General features: G+C 64.7%; 16 protein-coding genes. 7 read left to right on the plus strand and 9 right to left on the minus strand.

Translation table 11 applies throughout. The features are described from left to right. Positions 1-160: 160 nt before the first annotated feature. The 4 genes from CI41S_RS01760 to CI41S_RS01775 are packed head-to-tail and all read left to right on the plus strand — an operon-like array spanning position 161 to position 6,367. Entirely contained in the window at positions 161-1,030 is an 870-nt protein-coding gene (locus tag CI41S_RS01760) for a histidine kinase dimerization/phosphoacceptor domain -containing protein (protein ID WP_244626383.1), read from the plus strand. Then, positions 1,027-2,151, plus strand: coding sequence for an efflux RND transporter periplasmic adaptor subunit (locus CI41S_RS01765; protein WP_139857148.1), 1,125 nt, complete (start codon positions 1,027-1,029; stop codon positions 2,149-2,151). The genes CI41S_RS01760 and CI41S_RS01765 overlap by 4 nt, the downstream gene beginning before the upstream one ends. After that, complete coding sequence (locus CI41S_RS01770) at positions 2,148-3,224, plus strand: efflux RND transporter periplasmic adaptor subunit (protein WP_139857149.1); 1,077 nt, start codon at positions 2,148-2,150, stop codon at positions 3,222-3,224. The genes CI41S_RS01765 and CI41S_RS01770 overlap by 4 nt, the downstream gene beginning before the upstream one ends. Beyond that, complete coding sequence (locus CI41S_RS01775; protein ID WP_172627882.1) at positions 3,221-6,367, plus strand: efflux RND transporter permease subunit; 3,147 nt, start codon at positions 3,221-3,223, stop codon at positions 6,365-6,367. The genes CI41S_RS01770 and CI41S_RS01775 overlap by 4 nt, the downstream gene beginning before the upstream one ends. A 340-nt stretch (positions 6,368-6,707) precedes the next feature. On the opposite strand, the gene CI41S_RS01780 is transcribed toward CI41S_RS01775, so the two are convergent. The 8 genes from CI41S_RS01780 to CI41S_RS01815 form a co-directional block, all read right to left on the minus strand. Further along, positions 6,708-7,979 carry an aspartate aminotransferase family protein gene (locus CI41S_RS01780; protein WP_139857150.1) on the minus strand — a complete coding sequence of 424 codons (1,272 nt, stop codon included), beginning with the start codon at positions 7,977-7,979 and terminating at the stop codon, positions 6,708-6,710. Positions 7,980-7,983: 4 nt separating this feature from the next. After that, positions 7,984-9,048: a phosphotransferase gene (locus CI41S_RS01785; RefSeq protein ID WP_139857151.1), complete on the minus strand. Its 1,065-nt coding sequence runs from the start codon at positions 9,046-9,048 to the stop codon at positions 7,984-7,986. Between the two features lie 22 nt (positions 9,049-9,070). After that, positions 9,071-10,000 carry a 2-hydroxyacid dehydrogenase gene (locus tag CI41S_RS01790; RefSeq protein ID WP_139857152.1) on the minus strand — a complete coding sequence of 310 codons (930 nt, stop codon included), beginning with the start codon at positions 9,998-10,000 and terminating at the stop codon, positions 9,071-9,073. Positions 10,001-10,003: 3 nt separating this feature from the next. Continuing rightward, positions 10,004-11,623, minus strand: a complete 1,620-nt coding sequence (locus CI41S_RS01795) for an ABC transporter ATP-binding protein (RefSeq protein WP_139857153.1) — start codon at positions 11,621-11,623, stop codon at positions 10,004-10,006. A 3-nt stretch (positions 11,624-11,626) separates the two neighbouring features. Next, positions 11,627-12,466 carry an ABC transporter permease gene (locus tag CI41S_RS01800; RefSeq protein ID WP_139857154.1) on the minus strand — a complete coding sequence of 280 codons (840 nt, stop codon included), beginning with the start codon at positions 12,464-12,466 and terminating at the stop codon, positions 11,627-11,629. After that, positions 12,463-13,434, minus strand: coding sequence for an ABC transporter permease (locus CI41S_RS01805; protein ID WP_139857155.1), 972 nt, complete (start codon positions 13,432-13,434; stop codon positions 12,463-12,465). Before CI41S_RS01805 ends, CI41S_RS01800 begins: the two co-directional genes overlap by 4 nt. 70 nt (positions 13,435-13,504) lie before the next feature. Continuing rightward, complete coding sequence (locus CI41S_RS01810; protein WP_139857156.1) at positions 13,505-15,055, minus strand: ABC transporter substrate-binding protein; 1,551 nt, start codon at positions 15,053-15,055, stop codon at positions 13,505-13,507. Between the two features lie 27 nt (positions 15,056-15,082). Next, positions 15,083-15,856 carry a class II aldolase/adducin family protein gene (locus CI41S_RS01815; RefSeq protein WP_139857157.1) on the minus strand — a complete coding sequence of 258 codons (774 nt, stop codon included), beginning with the start codon at positions 15,854-15,856 and terminating at the stop codon, positions 15,083-15,085. 149 nt (positions 15,857-16,005) lie between these two features. On the opposite strand from CI41S_RS01815, the gene CI41S_RS01820 reads away from it, so the two are divergent. Beyond that, on the plus strand, positions 16,006-16,710 hold the full coding sequence (locus tag CI41S_RS01820) for a GntR family transcriptional regulator (protein WP_050628972.1): 705 nt from the start codon (positions 16,006-16,008) through the stop codon (positions 16,708-16,710). A gap of 68 nt (positions 16,711-16,778) precedes the next feature. Beyond that, on the plus strand, positions 16,779-17,804 hold the full coding sequence (locus CI41S_RS01825; RefSeq protein WP_139857158.1) for a histone deacetylase family protein: 1,026 nt from the start codon (positions 16,779-16,781) through the stop codon (positions 17,802-17,804). A gap of 804 nt (positions 17,805-18,608) precedes the next feature. Here the strand turns inward: CI41S_RS01825 and CI41S_RS01830 are convergent. Beyond that, the gene (locus tag CI41S_RS01830) at positions 18,609-19,547 is read right to left on the minus strand and encodes a LysR family transcriptional regulator (protein WP_139857159.1); all 939 of its coding nucleotides are present in this window, start codon (positions 19,545-19,547) and stop codon (positions 18,609-18,611) included. A gap of 210 nt (positions 19,548-19,757) precedes the next feature. Between CI41S_RS01830 and CI41S_RS01835 the strand changes: the two genes are divergently transcribed. Continuing rightward, positions 19,758-20,840, plus strand: coding sequence for an ABC transporter ATP-binding protein (locus CI41S_RS01835; protein ID WP_172627883.1), 1,083 nt, complete (start codon positions 19,758-19,760; stop codon positions 20,838-20,840). Positions 20,841-20,862: the final 22 nt, after the last annotated feature.

A 20,862-nucleotide genomic window follows, 5' to 3' on the forward strand; every position in this document is an offset into this window, starting at 1 on the left:
CTTTCCCACTTGACACGGGCCGCGAAGAAAGGCAATAAAAAGAAAATATACGGTATAGTTTATTAAAGCGGCTTGCGGGCCTGGCAATGCTCCTGCGGCGATCAGGCTCGCAGAGTGGGGCGTTCGAGCCCAATCGTCCGAGCGAAATGAGGAGAGTGTCGTGACTGTCTTGAGCCCAGACCCGTCCGGCTTGCCGGAGCGCGTTCTGTTGCGCGAACTGCACCACAGGGTCACCAACGGGGTTGCCTTCGCCATCGATCTTGTCTCCGCCGCCGCCATACGGGTTGAGGGGAAGGAAGCCAAAAGCGCACTCAGCGATGTCGTGGAACTGCTGCACGGTTATGCCGACGTGCATCGCGCTCTGGCGATGCCTGCGGGAGATACGCTGATTCACGCCGCCACCTACATTGGCAAACTGGGACGTGGCATGCGCCGGGCGCTGCTGGACCGGATGAACATTCAACTGGCCTTAGCGACCCACTGTCTCGCGCTTCAGCCGGAGCGCTGCTGGCACCTGGGGCTGATCGTCCATGAACTCGTGATGCACGCGGCACAGCACGCCTGCTTCGATGCGCGGGCCGGGCAGATCAAGGTCAAGCTGACGCGCGTCGGCACCCTGGTGAATTGCGTCGTCCTGGACAACGGCTCGCGCCCAGCGCGCGACGTCTCTGACCGCGAATTGCGAACAGCGAGAGATCTCGCCAGGGCGCTCGGCGGCCGGATCGAGCAGGGCTTCGGCGCCGAATTCACCTCGATTGTCCTCTCGTTTCCGCTCAGCGAGCGCGAACAGGGTCCAAACCGGTCAATCGCGACGCGCCAGATGAGGATTCCGCGCCGCACGAGAACTGCCGCTCCAGACAAAGCGGCGTTCAACGCCAGCGCAGCGGCCGATCAATGCGGGCCTACCGCTGCGATTGACCCCTTTGCGGGATTGCTGTGCCAGCACGACCGCGACCTGGTCGTGCCCTGTCAGTCCGCCGATGTCCTTGGCGTGCTGCTGTCGCCTTCCCATCCTACGGACGCGTCATGACAACCCAATCTTCCAATCCGACCGATCCGCTTCGGACGCTCCCTGCGGCCAAGGCCCTCGTCGCGGCCGCCGTGCTTGCCGGCGTCGCGCTGAGCGGCTGCAACGACCGCGCGGCGCAGACGGCCACGCGCGCCACGCTGGTCCGGACCACGATCGTGCAGCCGCGCGACCGGCAAGCCTCCCTCACGCTGACCGGGGAAATCCAGGCGCGCTTCCGTGCCGATCTATCTTTCCGCGTCAACGGACGCGTGGTTGCCCGCACCGTGGACGTCGGTGCTCACGTCAACAAAGGCGACGTTCTCGCCCGTCTCGATCCGGCGGAGCAACAAGCCGACGTCGATGCCGCGACCGCGGCAGTGGCCTCGGCCGAAGCCCAGCTGCGCGTGGCGAAGGCTACGTTCGAACGTCAGAAAGCGCTCATCGCAAGCGGCTTCACCACCCGGACGGTGTACGACCAGGCCCGGGAAGGTCTGCGAACCGCGGAGGGCATGCTGGAAGCCGCCAAGGCCCAACTGGGCACCTCCAAGGATGCGCTCGGATATACCGTCCTGCGCGCTGAAGCCGACGGTGTCATTACCGCTCGAAACCTCGAGGTCGGCCAGATCGTTCCGGCTGCCCAACCTGTGTTCTCGCTTGCCCAAGATGGGGAGCGGGATGCCGTCTTTGAGGTCTATGAATCCGTATTTCTTGGCGAGGCCGACAGCCGCCGCGTCACGCTGGCGCTGGTCTCCCATCCCGGCGTGACTGCGACGGGTGAGGTGAGAGAGATCTCACCGGCGATCGACGCGAAGAGCTCCACGATCCGCGTCAAGGTGTCCATCGAAAATCCGCCGGGCGCGATGACGCTGGGCAGCTCCGTCGCCGGAACTGTCAAGACGAAAGCTCAGAAGGACATCACCTTGCCCTGGAGCGCGCTGATGGCTGCGGGCAGGAAGCCTGCCGTCTGGACCGTCGATCCGAAAACGCAGACAGCGTCGCTGAAGCCCGTCACGGTCGGCGCTTATGAAGCCGGTCAGGTGCTGATCAAGGCAGGCCTCGAGCCCGGCGAGCGCGTCGTCGTCGACGGCGGCAAGCTTCTGAGCGTCGGCCAGGCGGTCACTGAGGAGGGAGGTCAGTCATGAAGCGACAGGTCATGATGATCGCTGGCACGCTCGCGGCGGCTTCGTTGCTCACCGGCTGTCAGCAGGAGACGAACGCGCCGGAGCCGGTGCGCCCCGTGCTCTCAATGGTGGCCAAGCCGAACAGTGGTGACAGCACGGTTGCCGTCGGCGTCGTCGAGCCGCGCTACAAGACCAACCTTGGTTTTCGCGTGCTCGGACGGCTGACTTCGCGCCCGGTCTACGTTGGCGACATCGTCAGCGAAGGACAAATCATCGCGACGATTGATACCACCGCACTCGATCTCGCCGTTCGCGCGGCCAAAGCTCAGCTTGCGAAGGCCGAGGCGCAGCTTGCGACGGCCAAGGCCACGGAGGAGCGGCAACGCACGCTCATCACCAGCGATGCGACCACCAGGCAAACGCTGGACAATGCCGAGCAGGCACGCGCCGGCGCCGAGGCAAGCGTCGCGCAGGAGCAGACGAACCTGACCAAGGCGATCGAGCAACTCGGCTATGCCCAGATCAAGGCCGACTTCGGGGGCGTCGTCACCGCCGTCGGCGCGGAAGTCGGCCAGGTGGTCTCGCCCGGTCAAACCGTAGTGACGCTCGCGCGGCCGGACATTCGCGAGGCGGTCGTCGATATCGGGGAAGACCTGCCTGCGCCGCTCGAAGTCGGTCTCCCGTTCACCGTCAGCCTGCAGCTCCTTCCCGCGGTTCAGGTCGAGGGCAGCATCCGCGAAATCGCACCGCAGGCCGATGCGGTGACGCGGCTGCGACGTGTCCGGATTGCGCTCGACAACCCGCCCGAAAGCTTCCGTCTTGGCGCGACCGTCACGGCAAAGCTCGGGAAGGACCAGAGCAAGGTCTTGCGCCTGCCCGCATCCGCGGTGCTCGCCCGGGACGGCGCCGATTTCGTCTGGGTGGTCGATCAGTCCGCCGGCACCGTTTCGCTGCAGAAGATCGATGGTGTCGCCGAACAGGCGGGCATCCGTGTCACGGGCGGGCTTGCCGAAGGCACTCGGGTCGTCACCGCCGGAATTCACAGTCTCAAGCCGGGCCAGCACGTCCGCATCCAACAGGATCAAGAGCCATGAAGTCGTTCAACCTCTCCGACTGGGCGCTCGGCCACAGGTCGCTCGTCTGGTATTTCATGATCGCCTTCATGGCGGCCGGCCTGTTTGCCTATCTCCAGCTAGGACGACAGGAGGATCCTGACTTCACCATCAAGACCATGGTGATCGGGGCGCAGTGGCCGGGCGCCTCGCCCGAGGAGATGACGCGCCAGGTCACCGACCGGATCGAAAAGAAGCTGGAGGAGCTGGAATCGCTCGACTACACCAAGAGCGTGACGGTCGCGGGCCAGACCACCGTCTTCGTCTACTTGCGCGATTCGACCAAGGCGGCAGACGTCAAGCCGACCTGGGTGCGCGTCCGCAACATGATCGCAGACATCAAGGGCGATTTCCCGCAAGGGGTGATCGGCCCCGGCTTCAACGACCGCTTCGGCGACGTCTTCGGCAATGTCTATGCCTTCACCAGCGACGGCCTGAGCCAGCGGCAGCTTCGCGATCAGGTCGAGGACATCCGCGCCAAGGTGCTGACTGTGCCCGATGTCGGCAAGGTCGACATTCTCGGCGCGCAGGACGAGGTCATCTACCTCGAATTCTCCACCCGCAAGGTCGCGGCCCTCGGCCTCGACGTTCACGCCATCATGAATTCGCTGAAGGGCCAGAACGCGGTGGCGCCCTCCGGCGTGTTCCAGGAGGGGCCGGAGCGGATCAGTGTCCGCGTCAACGGCCAGTTCACCTCCGAGGCGAGCCTGAAGGCGGTTAATCTGCGCATCAACGATCGCTTCTTCCCGTTGACCGATGTCGCGACCATCACGCGCGGCTACGCGGATCCGCCATCAACCCTGTTCAGATACAACGGTCAGCCGGCAATCGCGCTCGCGATCGGCATGAAGTCCGGCGCCAACCTGCTCCAGTTCGGCGAGGCGCTGAAGAAGGAGATGACCAGGATCATCGCCGACCTGCCGATCGGCGTTGGCGTGCACCTCGTCGCCGACCAGCCCGTCGTGGTCGAACATGCGGTCTCCGGCTTCACCGAGGCGTTGTTCGAGGCCGTCATTATCGTGCTTGGCATCAGCTTCCTGAGCCTGGGCATGCGGGCGGGTCTCGTCGTCGCCATCGCCATTCCGCTCGTGCTCGCGATCACTTTCGTCGTGATGGCCTATTGCGGCATCTCGCTGCAGCGCATTTCGCTCGGGGCGTTGATCATCGCGCTTGGCCTCTTGGTCGACGACGCCATGATCGCGGTCGAAATGATGGTGGCGCGGCTCGAGCTCGGCGATCCCCTCGAGAAGGCGGCGACCCACGTCTATACGTCGACCGCATTTCCCATGCTGACGGGAACGCTGGTCACCGTGGCCGGCTTCATCCCGATCGGGCTCAACAGCAGCAATGCCGGCGAGTTCACCTTCACCCTGTTCGTGGTGATCGCGGTTTCCCTGATCGTCTCCTGGATCGTGGCCGTCTTGTTCACGCCGTTGCTCGGCGTCACCATTCTGCCCGCGAAAATGAAGGGACATCACGAGCAGAAGGGGCGTGTCGCGCAGATGTTCGCGCGCCTGCTGCTGTTCTGTATGCATCACCGCTGGAGCACTGTCGCCGTGACGGCCGGCGCGTTCCTGCTCGCCCTGTTCGGCTTGCAGTTCGTGCAGCAGCAGTTCTTTCCTTCGTCGGACCGTGCCGAGCTCGTGATCGATTGGAACCTGCCGCAGAATGCCTCGATCACCGAGACCAACACCCAGATGGCGCGCTTCGAGCGCGAGCAGTTGCGGGGCAATGACTCCGTCGAGCATTGGTCCACCTATGTCGGCACCGGCGCGCCGCGCTTCGTGCTGTCGTTCGACGTGCAGAGCGCCAACACCTGGTTCGGCCAGCACGTGATCGTGACCAAAGGCGGCATCGCCGCGCGCGACAAGCTCAAGTCGCGGTTCGAGGATTATTTGAGGAAGACGTTCCCTGGCACCGACACCTACGTCAAGCTGCTCGAGGTCGGTCCTCCCGTGGGCCGTCCGGTGCAGTACCGCCTGAGTGGTCCTGACATCGCTGAGGTCCGCGACCTCTCGCAGAAGCTTGCCGCCGTCATCCGCAGCAGTTCTGATCTCGGCAACGTGGTGTTCGACTGGATGGAGCCGGCGCGCGTCGTCAAGGTCGATGTGCTCCAGGACAAGGCGCGCCAGCTCGGCGTGACCTCGGAAGACATCGCCACCACCCTGAACTCGGTCCTCCAGGGCTCGCAGGTGACGCAGGTGCGTGACAGCATCTATCTCGTCAATGTCACGGGACGCGCGACCGCGCCGGAGCGCGCCTCGATCGACACGCTGCGCGACCTGCAACTGACAGGGCTCGGCGGCCAATCAGTACCGCTCGGCGCCGTCGCCAATCTGCGCTATGAGCTGGAGCAGCCCACGATCTGGCGCCGCGCGCGGATTCCGACCATCACTCTGAAAGCCGCCGTCGTCAGCAACGTTCAGCCGAAGACGATCGTCGACCAGCTCGCGCCGGAGGTGGCGGAGTTTGCGAAGCAGCTGCCCGCGGGATACTCGGTGAAGATCGGCGGCTCGGTGGAGGAGAGTGCCAAGAGCCAGGGGCCGATCATCGCGGTGGTGCCGCTGATGCTGTTCGTCATGGCCACCGTGCTGATGGTGCAGCTGCAGAGCTTTTCGCGCCTGTTTCTCGTGTTCGCTGTCGCCCCGCTCGCGCTGATCGGCGTTGTCATGGCCATGCTGCCAAGCGGCGCGCCGCTGGGCTTCGTGGCTATCCTCGGCGTGCTGGCCCTCATCGGCATCCTGGTCCGGAACTCCGTGATCCTGATCGTGCAGATCGAGGACCTCAAGAAAGAAGGCAGGCCCGCCTGGGCTGCGGTCGTAGAAGCAACCGAGCACCGCATGCGGCCGATCCTGCTGACCGCGGCCGCCGCGAGTCTCGCGCTCATTCCAATCGCGCGGGAAATTTTCTGGGGCCCGATGGCGTTTGCCATGATGGGCGGCATCATCGTCGGCACGCTGCTGACGCTGCTGTTTCTGCCGGCGCTGTATGTGGCGTGGTTTAGAATTCATCCTGATCGCGGCGATCAACTGAATGGGGCCGATGTTCCGGTGCACGAAATCCCCGAGCCCGGGCGAAGTTGCGCACGCGATGCGTCAGCGCCGACGCTTGAGCCGCAATTCTAGCAAAGGAAACGCTATGTCCCGAAAGAAACCGATGACGCTGGCTGCGACGTTCGCAGCGATTTCGCAGGTACCAGGCGCGGCGTTTGCGCAATTCCCACCGCCTCGGTCGATGGGGGAGCGCCTCCGATGCCAGCAGGAGGTTCTCCCGGACTCGGAGGTCCGCCTCCGTTGAGGCCCCGTGGAGGCGGCATAGCTCTGCGTCGGATTGCGTAGCTCGGTCTATGTTGGTCCTAAGTCCCCTCCGATAGTGCCGGCTTCGACCAGTATCAGCGGGGTAAGGCTGAAGGGCGGCATGAAGGTATTGCCCGCTGCTGCCGAAGACCAGCAATCCGCGAGATCGTCAGTTAATCGAATTTTCTTGTAGCGCCTGATCGAGCGCCTCGACCAGTAGATCGCCGTGCTCCATGCCGAATGTCAGGGGCGGACGAATCTTCAGCACATTGGCGCCGGGACCGGCCGCGCTGATCAGAACATGCCGTCTGCGCATTGCATTGACCAGTTTTGTCGTCTCACCCGCGGCGGGCGAGGCGCCGCGGCGAAGCTCGACACCGATGAAGAGACCGGCACCCCGAACCTCCGCCACCAGCTCATGCCTCGCGCGCAGCGCGGTGAGCCGCTCGCGCAAATAAGTGCCGGTGCGCCTGGCGTTCTCGACCAGGCGTTGCCGCTCGATGACGTCGAGCACGGCCATGCCGGCGGCGGCGGACACGGGATTGCCGCCAAAGGTGTTGAAATAGCGTGAGCGCGCGCCGAATTCCTTGAGCAGGTCCGGTCGCGCCGCCATCGCCGCGATCGGATGGCCGTTGCCCATCGGCTTGCCCATCGTGACCATGTCGGGGACCACGCCGTGGCGGGCAAAGCCCCACATGCCCTCGCCACAGCGGCCGAAACCGGGCTGCACCTCGTCGGCGATGAACAGTGCGCCGGCCGCACGCGCGGCATCCACCGCCGGCCGCAGGAAGCCCGGCGGATCGGCGAATACGCCGTCGCTGGAGAAGATCGTGTCGACCAGCAGGGCGGCCGGGCGAATGCCGCTGCGTGCCATATCCTCGAATGCTGCACGGACGTGGCTTGCAAAGATCTTGCCCGTGTCATCGTCGGCGGAGTGCGGCGCAGACACCAACCGGACATGGGGAGCGGTCGGCTCGGGCAGGCCGAGCGACGGCGACAAGTCGGCGAGCGCGCCGGTGACGCCGTGATAGGCGGTCCGGGTGACGACGACGCCGGTCCCGCCGGTGCAGGTGCGGGCGACGCGGAGCGCCAGATCGTTGGCCTCGCTGCCGGTGCAGGTGAACATCACCTGGCCGAGGTCGACCGGAAAGGTCGCGAGCAGCCGCTCGGCGTAGTCGAGGATGGTCTCGTGCAGATAGCGGGTGTGGGTGTTGAGCACCGCGGCCTGCCGCGCGATGGCCTCGATGACATGCGGATGGCAGTGGCCGACGCAGGCGACGTTGTTGTAGGCGTCGAGATATCGGTTGCCTGCGGCGTCGTACAGCCAGACATCTTCGCCACGCACCACATGCACCGGCTGCTCGTAGAACAGCCGGTAGGCGGGCCCGAGCAAACGGTTTCGGCGTGCGATCAGCTCCTGGGTCGAGGCTTCGGCCGGCATTGTATCACTCCCCCTGGCAGGCACGCTCGATCTGCTGTGCGGCCTGTGCTCGCGTCAGCGTCGCGATCCGGGCGAGCCGGGCCGACGCCTGCTTGTTGTTGCGCAGAATATACGCGCTGTTCTCCGGATAGCGAGCGGCCCGGATATTGCTGATCACGATCGTCATGACCATGCGGGTCGCGATCAGGTCGAACAGGATGCCGCGCTCGCGCGCCTCGAGCGGCGAGACCGCATGATAGGCCCCGACCAGATCGAGCGCGGACGCCAGCGGATCGTCGCTGTCGGTCACCTGATAGGCTGCTGCGATCGCCAGGTCGTTGATGCGGGCCGTCGCGGTCATGTCGCCGAAATCGATGATCCCGCAGACGCGGGCCTGCGAGGTGGTGTCGACGAGGATGTTGTGCGGATTGAGATCGTTGTGCAGAGGTTGCTTTGGAAGCTGCGCCAGCACAGGCACGGCGTCGGCTTCGAAATCATCGAGGACGCGTTCGACCAGCTCGCGCTGGGCAGACGGGACCGCGCCGAGCAATGGCCGCAGCTCGGCGGCATGCTGGATGTCCCAGAGCAATTTGTGGTCCGCAGCGGGATGAACGAAGTCGCGCAGCGCAAGGGCGAGCCGCGCCGCGCAGCGGCCGACATCACTGCGCAACGTCGCCGACGGCGGCGCCTGATGCATGGGTGTCCCCGCAAGGAACGACAGCAGGCGCACCACCCTCATCGAGCCGTCGTCGAAGCCGATTTCGAGCTCGGCCGCGCCGTCCTGTGCGGGAATGACGCGTGGGATCGGCAGCAGCGGATCACGGTCCGCGATGTGGCGCAGCGCTTCGGTCTGCAGATTGGTGACGGCGCGATCCTCAGTGGGATTGGCGATCTTGAGGACGTATTCGCCTTCGTCCTGCGTGCGCAGCCGGAAATTCTGGTCCCGCTCGCTATCAAGCCGGCGGATCTCAGCCGCGAGGCCGTAATAGTCCCTGGCCAGCGTCTGCGCCTGCGCCTCCGCAATCGGCCCGGCGGCGCGCAGCCCGTCGAGCGGGTGAGCGGCATCGGCGCACCAACGCGAGTTCTGCATCTGACCCTCCTCCGTGTCGCAATCAATAACCGCGCGCGCGGTCGATCGCATGCGGAGGACGCCGTCCGGCGCGGATCGCGTCCGCCGTCGTGGCAAGCGTGGTCACAACGGCGCTGATGCTGACGTCGCTGGCGTCATGCGGCGTGATGGCGATCCGCGGGTGGCGCCAGAACGGATGCGCCGCGGGCAACGGTTCGGTCGCGAAGACGTCGAGCGCCGCGCCGGCCAGCTGACCGCTGTCGAGTGCCGCCAGCAGTTCCGCCTCCACCAGATGTTCACCGCGGCCAACCTGGATCAGGTAGCCGCCGCGGCGCATCCTGCCGAACAGATCACCATTGAGGATGTTGCGCGTCTCCGGCGTCAGCGGCAGCAAATTGACCAGCACCTCGGTCTCGCTAACCATCATGGCAAGACCGGCCGGCCCATGGAAGCTGCGGCTCGCCGATGAAATGGCCTTGGCGGTCCGGCTCCAGGACATCACGGGGAAACCGAGATGTGCGAGGTCGACGGCGACGCGCCGTCCGATCTCGCCATTGCCGAGGATGCCGACCGGAACATCCTTTGCGCGCCGCTGCGCGCGGCGTTGCCAGATCCGGTCGCGCTGCTGGGCGCTGAAGGCGGCAAAGCCGCGTTGATGCCCAATTGCATGCCAGGCGATGAAGCCCGACATCATCTGCCCCTGTCCGGGATCGACCACGCGCACCACGTCGACACTGGGTGGCAGGCTCGGGCAGGCCACGATGTTATCGACGCCGGCAGCGATCGAGCATACCGCCTGCAGATCGGGATAGCGTTCGAACGCGTCGTCGGGCGGATGCCAGGCCAAGGCGAGACGGACATCCGCGGCACCGCCGGCGTGATCGACCACCTCGACGCGTGGCGCAATGCGCGCCAATTCGGCACCGAAATAGTCGCGCAGATCGAGACTGCTGCTGATCAGGACGCAACGCATCGCTCAGGCCGCACGCGAAGAGGAAATCTTGCCGGGCACCGCGGCGAGCAGCTCGCGGGTGTAGGGATGTTCGGGGGCCGAGAACAGGGCGGCGGTCGGCTTCAGCTCGACGATCGCGCCGCGCTGCATCACCGCGATCCGGTCGCAGATTTGCGCCGCCACCCGCAGATCGTGGGTGATGAACAGCATCGACAGGCCAAGCCGAGCCTTGAGGTCTTCCAGCAGGTTCAGCACCTGTGCCTGCACCGAGACATCGAGCGCCGAGACAGCTTCGTCGGCGACAATGATTTCCGGCTCGAGCGCAAGCGCGCGCGCAATGCCGATGCGCTGGCGCTGGCCACCGGAGAATTCGTGCGGATAGCGTTCCATCGCGCTGGCATTGAGGCCGACCAGGCCGAGCAACTCGGTGGCACGCTGACGTGCAACCGCCGGATCGGTGCCGTGGGCGATCGGCCCGTCGGCGATGATGTTGCCGACCTTGCGGCGCGGGTTGAGCGAGGCGAACGGATCCTGAAAGATCATCTGAATGCGGCTGCGCTCCCGGCGCAGCGCCTTGCCGGCGATGCGGGTGAAGTCGGTGTCGCCGAGACGCACCGTGCCCTGGTCGGGCTCGATCAGCCGCATCACCAGCCGGGCAACAGAGGATTTGCCGGAGCCGGATTCGCCGACCAGGCCGACGGTCTCGCCTTGCAGGATGTCGAAATTGACCTGCTTCGCGGCCTGGACGCGGCGTTCCGGCTGGAACCAGCCGCCGCCGCTGACATAGGTCTTGTCGAGGCCCACGACTTCGACGGCCCTGGCGCGATCCGCAAGTGGCGCCCGCGGTGGCGGCTGCATCGAGGGCACCGCCGCGAGTAGCGCGCAGGTGTAAGGATGCTGCGGACGCCAAAACACGTCGTCGGCCGCGCCCTGTTCGACCACCTTGCCGTGCTGGAGCACGACGACGCGGTCGGCGATATCGGAGACGACGCCGAAATCGTGAGTGATGAACATGACCGCCATGTTGCGGCGGCGCTGCAAGTCGCGGATCAGCTCGAGGATCTGCGCCTGTGTGGTGACGTCGAGCGCGGTGGTCGGCTCGTCCGCCACCAGGATGGTTGGTTCGAGCGCCAGGGCCATCGCGATCATCGCGCGCTGGCGCTGGCCGCCGGACAGCTGATGCGGATAGGCGCGCACCGAACGCTCGGGCTCGGGCAGTCCAACTTCGTGCAGCAGCTGCAATGCCTTCTGCTTGCGTTGCCGCGGCGTCAACAGATTGTGCGCCTCGAACATTTCGGCGATCTGGTCGCCAATCCGCATCAAGGGGTTGAGCGCAGTCATCGGTTCCTGGAAGACGATCGCGATGTGGCGGCCGCGCAGCGCAAGCCAGCCGGTGTCGTCGAGGGTGAGCAGGTTCCTGCCGTCATACGCAATCTCGCCGGCCTCGCGGATGATGGTGTCCGGCAACAGGCCCAGCAGCGCGTGCGCGCACATCGACTTGCCGGAGCCGGACTCGCCGACCACGCAGAGGATCTTGCCGGGCACGAGATCGAACGAGATGCCGTCGACGGCGTAGGGGCGGTCGGAGCCCGACGGCAACGCGAGCTTCAGGTTCTTGATGGAGACGACGGGTGAGGCCGACATGCGTCAACGTCCTTCCTTGTGGAGGCGCGGATTGAACGCGTCGTTGAGGCCTTCGCCGATCAGGTTCAGCGCCAGCACCGAGAGCAGGATCGCGATGCCGGGGAATAGCGTGATCCACCAGGCCTGGCGGATCACGGTGCGGCCGGCGCCGACCATGTAGCCCCAGGACATCAAATTGGGATCGCCGAGGCCGAGAAAGGAGAGCGAGGATTCCAAGAGGATCGCGGTCGCGACCATCAGCGAGGCCAGCACGATGACCGGCGACAGCGCATTGGGCAGGATCTCGCGCCAGATGATCCAGCTGTGCGACTGCCCGGTGACGATCGCGGCCTGGACGTATTCGCGCGTCCGCAGCGACAGCACCTCGCCGCGCACCAGCCGGGCGACCGGCGGCCAACTCACGATCGCGATCGCCAGCACGATCGAGACGATCGAGGGCTGCAGGATCGCGACCAGCACGATGGCGAGCGCAAAGCTCGGCACAGTCTGGAAGAATTCGGTGAAGCGCATCAGGGCGTCGCCGACCTTGCCGCCGAAATAGCCGGCGAGGGCGCCGACGGGAATCCCGACCGCGAGCGCGGCCATGGTCGAGACCAGGCCAACCAGCAGCGAGACGCGGGCGCCATAGATGATGCCGGCCAGCACGTCGCGGCCGAGCGCATCGGTGCCGAGTGGCAGGCCGGGCACCGTGAACGGCGGCAGGAACGGCCGCTGCACCATGCGCCACGGCGAGGTCGGAAACAGCAACGGGCCGAAGATTGCGATCGCAATCGCAAGCACCAGGATGGTAACACCGATCACGCCGCCGGGGTTGCGCAGCATCGTGCGCCAGAACTTGCTCATGAGGCGAACTCGATGCGGGGATCGACCGCGCGGTAGATCAGGTCGGTGATCAGGTTGAAGGCGAGTACCATCGCCGAGCACACCACGAAGACGCCGAGCAGCAGATTGTAGTCGCGCTGCAGCAGCGCCTCGTACATCAGCCGGCCGATGCCGGGCCAGGCGAACACGGTCTCGGTGAGCACGGCGCCGCCAACCAGCGTACCGGCCTGCAAGCCCGCCAGCGTCACCACCGGCAGCAGCGCATTGCGCAGCACATGGCGGCGCTGGATCACGGCGTCGCGCAGGCCCTTGGCGCGCGCGGTCTTGACGAAGTCATGCCGCTTCACCTCGAGCATCGAGGCGCGGGTCATGCGGGCATAGGTCGCCATGAAGAACAGGCCCATCGTCGTTGCCGGCAAGATCAGATGGGCGCCGACGTCGAGCACATGGGCGAAGCCGGTGTAATTGGCGCCGACGGTCTCGTAGCCGAAGCTCGGTAGCCAATCCATCGAGACCGAAAACAGCAGGATCGCCATCAGCGCCACCCAGAACAGCGGTGTGGCGTAGAAGATCAGCGCCAGTATCGTGATCGCGGTGTCGGCCCAGGTGCCGGCAAAGCGCGCGGCCAGCGTGCCGAACAAAACGCCGATCAGCAACGAAATCACGAAGGCCGTGACAGTCAGCAGCAGCGTCGCCGGCAGCCGCTCGGCGATCAGCTTGGCCACCGGCATCTGCTGGCGGAACGAGAAGCCGAGATCGAGCGTCACGATGCCCTTGACGTAGCGGTAGAGCTGAACCGGCAGCGGCTGGTCGAGCCCGAACTTCTCGCGCAACTGGGTGACGAAGATCTGGTCGCTGGCACCGGCCTCGCCCGCCATCACCATCGCCGGGTCGCCCGGTGCCATGCGGATCAGCATGAAGTTGAAGACCACGATCGCGAGCAGCACGACGACGGCCTTGGCAAGTCTCTGGGCAATGAATGCGGGCATCGGTGAGGTCGTTGCGTTCGAGGAAACGGTGAAGCCGCGGCGCCGGACGGCGCCGCGGTGGGAAGCGTCGTTACTTGTCGAGCCAGGCGTCGCGGAAGCCGTCGTTGACGCCGATCGCGGTCGTGATCAGGTTCTTGACGTTGCAGCGGGTGATGGTCGGGAATTGCAGTTCAAGCAGCCAGGCCACGGGCACATCGTCGACAAGGACTTTCTGCGCTTTGTCATAAAATGGTTTGCGTGCCGAGTCGGGGAAGGCGACCGCGCCGTCGGCAAACAGCTTGTCGATTTCCGGGTTCGAATAGCCTTCGACGTTGTTGAACGGATTGCCCTTGACGATCTGGCTGGAGACATAGGTGCGGCCGACGCCAAGCGCGGGATCGCCGTACTGATAGACATAGGTGAAGGCGATATCGTAGTCCCATTCCGAGGTCTTCTGGTTCCAGCCTGCGACATCGGTCGAGACCATTTCGACGTTGATGCCGACATCCTGCAGGTTCTGCTTCACGGCCTCGGCCCAGCGCTGCCAGGTTTCGCCATAGGGCAGCGGCAGCAGGCGGACCTTCTCGCCGTTGTAGCCGGCTTCCTTGAGCAGCGCCTTGGCCTTGCCCGGGTCGTAGTCGTATTTCGCCACGTCGCTGCTGTAGTACTTGATAGACGAGCTCGACGGGCCGGTCGCGACCTTGCCGAGGCCGTTCCAGATCACGTCTTTCGCGAAATTGCGGTCGAGCGCGTACATCACCGCCTGGCGGAATTTCTTGTTCGCGGTCGGGCCGGAGCGGTTGTTGAGCCACAGCCATGACAGTGGGCTGAAGAACTCCCAGCCGGCGCCGGTGACGCAGACATTCTTCAGTTTGGACAGGCGGGGTACGTCGAAATTCTCGACCGAGCCGCCTGGCAGCACGTCAACCTTACCGGTCTCGAACGCCACCGCACGTGCGGCGGCGTCGGGGATCACGTGCCAATAGATCTCGTCGAGGTGGGGCTTGCCCTTGATGTAGTAGCTCGGATTCTTGACCAGGCGTATGAACGAGCCCTTCTGCCATTCCTTGAACATGAAGGGGCCGGTGCCAACAGGCGTATTGTTGGCGGGGTTGGTCTTGAAATCGGTGCCTTCATAGATGTGCTTCGGGATCATCGGCAGCGATCCGACTTCGAAGACGCCCAGAAACGGCCCGAACGGCTGCTTTAGGTTGAAGATCACGGTGTTGTCGTCAGGTGTCTCGATCTTGTCGACCTGCGCGAAATTGCTGCGCGCGCGCGGATGGGTCTGCTTGAGGAATTCGATCGAGAATACGACGTCGGCCGAGGTGAACGGCTTGCCGTCATGCCAGGTGACGCCCTTGCGCAGCTTGAAGGTATAGGTCTTGCCGTCCTCGCTGACGCTCCAGCTTTCGGCGAGACCGGGCAGGGGCTCGAGTTTCGGTGAATAGCGCAGCAGGCCTTCATAGATGTTACCGGCGACCATCTGGGTCGGGCCGTTCTGCACCAGGCCCATCATCAGGCCGGGCGGCTCCGGCTGGATCACCGCGTTGATCACGCCGCCGGATTTCGGCTCCTCGGCGAATGCCGCGGTGCTCAGGGCACTCGCCACCAAAAGACTCAACAGAACTCGCTTCAACATGTTCAGGCTCTCTTGTTCGAAAACGATTCAGTTCACGAAATCCGGATCGGTCCGCGCGAGCATGCGCTTGAAGGCGGCCCACTCGGTGTCGGGCACGCCGTTGGTCTCGATGCTGTCGTAGAAGGTTGCATATTGCCCGGCGGTCTTGCGCGCGACTGCATCCGACAGCGGCGCGATCTCGGCGCCGGCGGATTGGATCGCGAGCTGCGCGCGGCAGGAGCGCTCCAGATTGTGCATCAGCTTGAAGGCCTCGGCGACTGAGCGGCCGCAGGTCAGCATGCCGTGATTGCGCAGCACCATCACGAACTTGTCGCCGAGGTCCGCGACCAGGCGCTCGCGTTCATCGAGATCGAGCGCGATGCCTTCGTAATCGTGATAGGCGAGGCAGCCGGTGAATTGCATCGACCATTGATTGAGCGGCAATAGTCCCTGCTTCTGGCAGGACACCGCAACGCCGGCCACGGTGTGGGTGTGCAGCACGCAGGCGACGTCCGGCCGGGCCGCATGCACCGCGCTGTGGATGGTGAAGCCGGCCGGATTGATGCCGAGCCCGAGCGGATCGTCGATCACGACGCCGTCGAGATCGACGGTGACGAGGTTGGACGCCGTCACCTCCTCGAAGCGCATGCCGTAGGGATTGATCAGGAAGCGGTCGTGGCTGCCGGGCAGCCGCACCGAGATGTGGGTGTAGATGCTGTCATCGAGCCCGAGCCGGTGGACCAGCCGGTAGGCCGCGGCGAGGTCGATGCGGAATTGCTGGTTCTGGTCCTTCACGGCGTCGGGCCGCACATGCGTCGTCATCGTTGCTGCTTAGTCCCTGTCCGCGGGCCGTTTTTGTTGCGTCGCAATGCCCGCGCCACTAAACTGTCGACAATCTAAGAGTTGATCAAGTCTAAACTGTCGACAATCGGCGATTAAATAATGTACAAGGGTCGAAACGGACCCTTTTGATGCGCACGATTTCCCCTCCGGTCGGCTTGCCGGCCCTCAACGAGACCGACCTTGTCGGCCAAGTCGCCCGTCGCCTGACTGAAGCCATCGTCCAAGGGCGGCTGCCGCCGGGATCAAAGGTCGTCGAAGCCGGAATCGCGCGCGAACTGGGGGTGAGCCGGGCGCCGGTGCGCGAGGCCGCGCGGCTGCTCGAGCAACAGGGCTTGCTCGTCGCCAATCCGCGCCGCGGCTTCTTCGTCCGGCAGTTTGCCGCCGATGATATCGACGAGATCTACGACTTGCGTCTCTGTGTCGAGCGTCATGCCGCGGTGCTCGCCGCGCGCAACCTGACGCCGGAGACACGCGACAAGCTGCGCCGGCAGATCGACGTGCTGCACGAGACCGCCGATCTCGACGATCCGGCGCGGCAGGTCGAGGAGGACTACCGCTTCCATCGCCTGATCTGCGAGATCGCCGGTAACCGGCGGATGCTGCGGCTGTTTGACGATCTCGCCTCGGAGTTGCGCATGGTGATCGGCCTGATCGGCCGCCTCTATGACGATCCGCACGAGATCGCGCGTACACATGAGCCGGTGCTCGCTGCGATCGAAGCCGGTCATCCCGAACGCATCGTCGCGCATGTCGACTACCACATCGGTCATGCCTGGCGCGAAGTCGGACGGCTGGTGCGCGAGATTCCTCCGTGGCCGGCGGCGGCGAAATAGACGCGCGTGATCTTGCTCAGGCGCAATCGTGCGATCCATCTCACTTGTTCATCCAACAGGAGTGTCCCGTGAAGGCCGTCTACAGTGATCTGCACCGCAGCCACGATCCGCAGTTCTTCCTGGTCCGCGGCGTGGTCCAGCGCACCACCGAGCAGCCCGAGCGTGCCGATCGCCTGCTGGCAGGCCTGAAGGCCGGCAAGCACACGCTGATCGAGCCGACCAAATTCGGGCAGGGGCCGCGGGCGCGCGTGCACAGTCCGGAATATCTGAGCTTTCTCGCCGAGGCCTGGGATGCATGGACCGCGCTCGGCGATGCCGGGCCGGAGATGATCGCGAACATCCACCCGGTGCGCAACGCCGCCACCTATCCGACCCATATCGTAGGCAAGCTCGGCTGGCACACGGCGGACACCGCAGCGCCGATCGGCAAGGGCACCTGGGCCGGCGCCTGCGCGTCGAGCGACGTCGCGGTCACCGCCGCGCAGATGGTGCTGGACGGCGAGGATGCGGTTTACGCGCTGTGCCGTCCGCCCGGCCACCACGCCTATCGCGATATGGCCGGCGGCTTCTGCTTCCTCAACAACAGCGCGATCGCGGCCGAGCATCTGCGACAGAAGCACGAGCGCGTCGTCATCCTCGATGTCGACGTGCACCACGGCAACGGCACCCAGGGCATCTTCTACGAGCGGCCGGATGTGTTCACCGTCTCGATCCACGCCGATCCGTCGTTCTTCTATCCGTTCGTCTGGGGCTACGCGCATGAGCGCGGCGCCGGACCCGGCCTGGGCGCCAATCTCAACATTCCCCTGGCCAAGGGTACCGGCGACGACGACTACATGAAGGCGCTCGCGGCGGCGGAGAGGGCGATCCGCGCCTTCGCGCCGACCGCGCTGGTGGTCGCGCTCGGCCTCGACGCCTCCGAGAAGGATCCGCTCGCCGGTCTCGCCGTCACCACCGACGGCTTTCGCCGGATCAGCGAGGGGCTGGCCCGGTTTGGACTGCCGACGGTGCTGGTGCAGGAAGGCGGCTATCTTTCCGACATCCTCGGCGCCAATCTGACCGCGGTGCTCGGCGGATTCGAAGCCGCGCGCTAATGCCTTTGCGTTAAGGACGCGTCGCGCCATTCATATCGCGGGATGTTCGGTATCGTGCTTTTCATCCATCGTTGGCCCCACATATTTCGCGCCGGTCCGAGTACTGGTCGGCCAGCGTGTCGTGATTGAATCAATCCTATCAACTGGATGTTGCGCCTCGAGGACAAGGCTTGCTGCTGGGCGGCGAGAGATAGTGGACAAAGGGCGAGTTACTGCCAGGACACCGAATTCCAAGCTAGCTGTCCTTCGACAAAGAAACAGGGCTTCCGCAATTCGCGATGTGGCGGATCCGAGACTTGACGCCCCGATAGGCTGTCAGAGTATCAATGCTCCCGATCTGTGCAGCGGCTTTTTCCTGAAGATTATTCTAATTTCTGTAGTTTGGCTGGAACTGGCTCAAACTAGCCCATGGTGGATTGGAGCGAGGGTTCAAGTTTTTCAATCGGTTGGGAGGCCTGGTGTGCACGACGTGTGCACCGGGAGATCAAGAAAAATCCTGCGTCGCCCAATATGAGACCGTGAGTAGGTCAGGCGAGAACATGACCAAAGCACCAGAGATGAGCGCAGGATCTGATTGACGCGCAAATCGCGCGGTCGATTGTCGAAATCGGTGTCGGCATCTCGATTTCCGCCAACGAGAAGAGATCGGCCCCTTGCTCGACCCGGCCGGGACCTTGAGTTGATCCTCGCCGCCAAAGCCGGTTTCAAAGTCGTATCCCTTTGAGGTGCGGTATCGCTTGGTGAGCGAATTCTCAATCGGATAGGATGAGCCGGCCGCCAAGAAAACCATTCCATTCCTGATCCTCAGTAGCATGCAGGCATCAATCCAAGTCGCGGATATAGCCGATCGACTGCGGCCAGTTCGTTTCGCATCTGTGCGATGATCCAATCCCGGATCTCGGCCGCAATAGGCCGCATGGTACGGTTTCGCGGCGGCATGAACTCGCAGAGGCGGCGCGTGATGGCAAGAGTATCGGAGGCTGGCACCAGCGCGCCCGTCAGTAACCAATGCGAGGTCACCGTGAGCCAGCCGAGCGCAATGCCTTGGCCAAGCAGGGCTGCCTGCACCACGACGGCATAATCGGTGAAGCTGAGTGCCTTCGCCGCCCCACGGCGCCCAGTGAGAAGCGATGTGTAATCCACGGCCCAGTCGCCGGGCGTCTCGGCAAGGCGAATGATGGTGTTGCCTTCGGCAGGATCGGTCTCGCCGAGATAACCGGGGCTGCACATCGGCAGCATCACTTCCTTCATGATCAGCGTGCCGCCGGAAGACGGCTCGTCGCGGTCGCGAAAGCGCATGCCGAGGTCGACATTCTCCACCGGTCCGCGCAGCGCGCCGGAGATGAGCTGGAAACGCAAATCCACTTGCGGAAACTGCTTCTGCAGCTTGTCGATGCGCGGCATCAGCCAGTGCGTGGTGAAGGCGGAGGAGACTGACAGCGTCACCGTCTCGGTGCCCTTGCGGCGCCGCTCGATCTCGACGAGCCCGCTCTCGATGCTGCGGAAGCCTTCGAGCACGCGGCGATACAAGAGCTCACCTTCCTCCGTGAGCACGGCACGGCCCGCCTTGCGATCGAACAGGCGGACGCCGAGATGCTCCTCGAACTGGCCGAGCATCCGGCTCACCGCCGGCTGCGTCACGTTCAATTCCGCCGCCGCTGCGGTGAAGCTACCATTGCGCGCCGCTGCGTCGAAGACGAACAGGGCGTTGCTGGAGGGCAGCATGCGGCGGAGCTCTGGCATAACGTGATGTTATGGGCGCGGTGAGAATTTGGCAATTGCCGAGTTTTCGCAAGTCTGGTGTCATCGACATGACAGCCCAAAGACAGGGACTCCGAGCGGAGACTTGGTGCAGCGCACGCTTCAGCCGTGATTGCTCCAAACCCCTGTCTATAAAGCTGGCTTATGGCGCGCAGCGAGGCACGCCAGCTAGGGACATGGCGAGGTCGATCGTTGGATAGGCGAGCGGAAAGCGTCGAGATCAGGTCCGCCAGCAAGGCCTATGGTGCCGTTCGCGCCCTCGACGACGTTTCGCTTACTGTCGGCGCCGGTGAATTCGTCTCGCTGCTCGGCCCCTCCGGCTCCGGCAAGACCACGCTGCTCGGTATCTTGGGCGGCTTCATCCTGCCGACGTCAGGCACAATTCTCTTCGGCGGCCGCGACGTGACGTGGATGCCGCCGCACAAGCGCGAGATCGGCGTTGTCTTCCAGAACTACGCGCTGTTTCCGCATATGAGCGTCGGCGAGAACGTCGCCTTTCCGCTGCGTGCACGGCGCCTGTCGAAATCCTCCTGGCCGGACAAGGTGCGCGCGGCGCTGAGCATGGTCGGCCTCGCCGGATATGAAGAGCGCGGCATTGCCCAGCTCTCCGGCGGCCAGCGCCAGCGCGTGGCGCTGGCGCGCGCCATGATCTTCGAGCCGCGCCTGATCCTGATGGACGAGCCGCTCTCCGCGCTCGACAAGCAGCTCCGCGAATCCATGCAGATCGAGCTGCGGGCGCTGCACAAGCGCATCCAGGCCACCATCATCTACGTCACCCATGACCAGCGCGAGGCGCTGACCATGAGCGACCGCGTCGCCGTCATGAAGGATGGCCGGCTGGTCCAGATCGACGAGCCGGCGCGGCTGCACGATCATCCCGCCGATTCCTTCGTCGCGAGCTTCATCGGCGAAGCCACGATGCTGCCGGTCCGTCGGGTCGATGCCTCCAGCGTCGTGCTCGGCAATGCCTTGCTGCGCAGCGCGCGCGCCATTCCCGATGGCGATGCGCTCATGCTCGCCGTGCACAGCGAGAAGCTGCTGATCGATGACGGCGCGCAGGATGCCGCCTGCAACCGGATGACCGGGACCGTCACCGACATCGTCTACCAGGGCGAGAGCCTGCGCATTTTTCTCGCGCTCGCCGATGGCATTGCGCTTAGCCTGCGCCAGCCGAGCTACCACCAGGCCTATCACCGCATTCCGCCGCTCGGCGGCAGCCTCACCGTCACTCTCCACCCAGAGGACACCATCGTCGTGCCCCAGGTGGGGGACTGAACTCAAGCCTCATCCAACCCGA

It is taken from the genome of Bradyrhizobium ivorense (assembly GCF_900696085.1).
In the GTDB taxonomy this organism is placed as follows: Bacteria; Pseudomonadota; Alphaproteobacteria; order Rhizobiales; family Xanthobacteraceae; genus Bradyrhizobium; species Bradyrhizobium ivorense.

Excerpts from the sequence above, each read along its gene's own strand:
- CI41S_RS01765 (WP_139857148.1), top strand. The coding sequence starts at position 1,027 with ATGACAACCCAATCTTCCAATCCGACCGATCCGCTTCGGACGCTCCCT.
- CI41S_RS01770 (WP_139857149.1), top strand. The coding sequence starts at position 2,148 with ATGAAGCGACAGGTCATGATGATCGCTGGCACGCTCGCGGCGGCTTCG.
- CI41S_RS01775 (WP_172627882.1), top strand. The coding sequence starts at position 3,221 with ATGAAGTCGTTCAACCTCTCCGACTGGGCGCTCGGCCACAGGTCGCTC.
- CI41S_RS01780 (WP_139857150.1), bottom strand. The coding sequence starts at position 7,979 with ATGCCGGCCGAAGCCTCGACCCAGGAGCTGATCGCACGCCGAAACCGT.
- CI41S_RS01785 (WP_139857151.1), bottom strand. The coding sequence starts at position 9,048 with ATGCAGAACTCGCGTTGGTGCGCCGATGCCGCTCACCCGCTCGACGGG.
- CI41S_RS01790 (WP_139857152.1), bottom strand. The coding sequence starts at position 10,000 with ATGCGTTGCGTCCTGATCAGCAGCAGTCTCGATCTGCGCGACTATTTC.
- CI41S_RS01795 (WP_139857153.1), bottom strand. The coding sequence starts at position 11,623 with ATGTCGGCCTCACCCGTCGTCTCCATCAAGAACCTGAAGCTCGCGTTG.
- CI41S_RS01800 (WP_139857154.1), bottom strand. The coding sequence starts at position 12,466 with ATGAGCAAGTTCTGGCGCACGATGCTGCGCAACCCCGGCGGCGTGATC.
- CI41S_RS01805 (WP_139857155.1), bottom strand. The coding sequence starts at position 13,434 with ATGCCCGCATTCATTGCCCAGAGACTTGCCAAGGCCGTCGTCGTGCTG.
- CI41S_RS01810 (WP_139857156.1), bottom strand. The coding sequence starts at position 15,055 with ATGTTGAAGCGAGTTCTGTTGAGTCTTTTGGTGGCGAGTGCCCTGAGC.
- CI41S_RS01815 (WP_139857157.1), bottom strand. The coding sequence starts at position 15,856 with ATGACGACGCATGTGCGGCCCGACGCCGTGAAGGACCAGAACCAGCAA.
- CI41S_RS01820 (WP_050628972.1), top strand. The coding sequence starts at position 16,006 with ATGCGCACGATTTCCCCTCCGGTCGGCTTGCCGGCCCTCAACGAGACC.
- CI41S_RS01830 (WP_139857159.1), bottom strand. The coding sequence starts at position 19,547 with ATGCCAGAGCTCCGCCGCATGCTGCCCTCCAGCAACGCCCTGTTCGTC.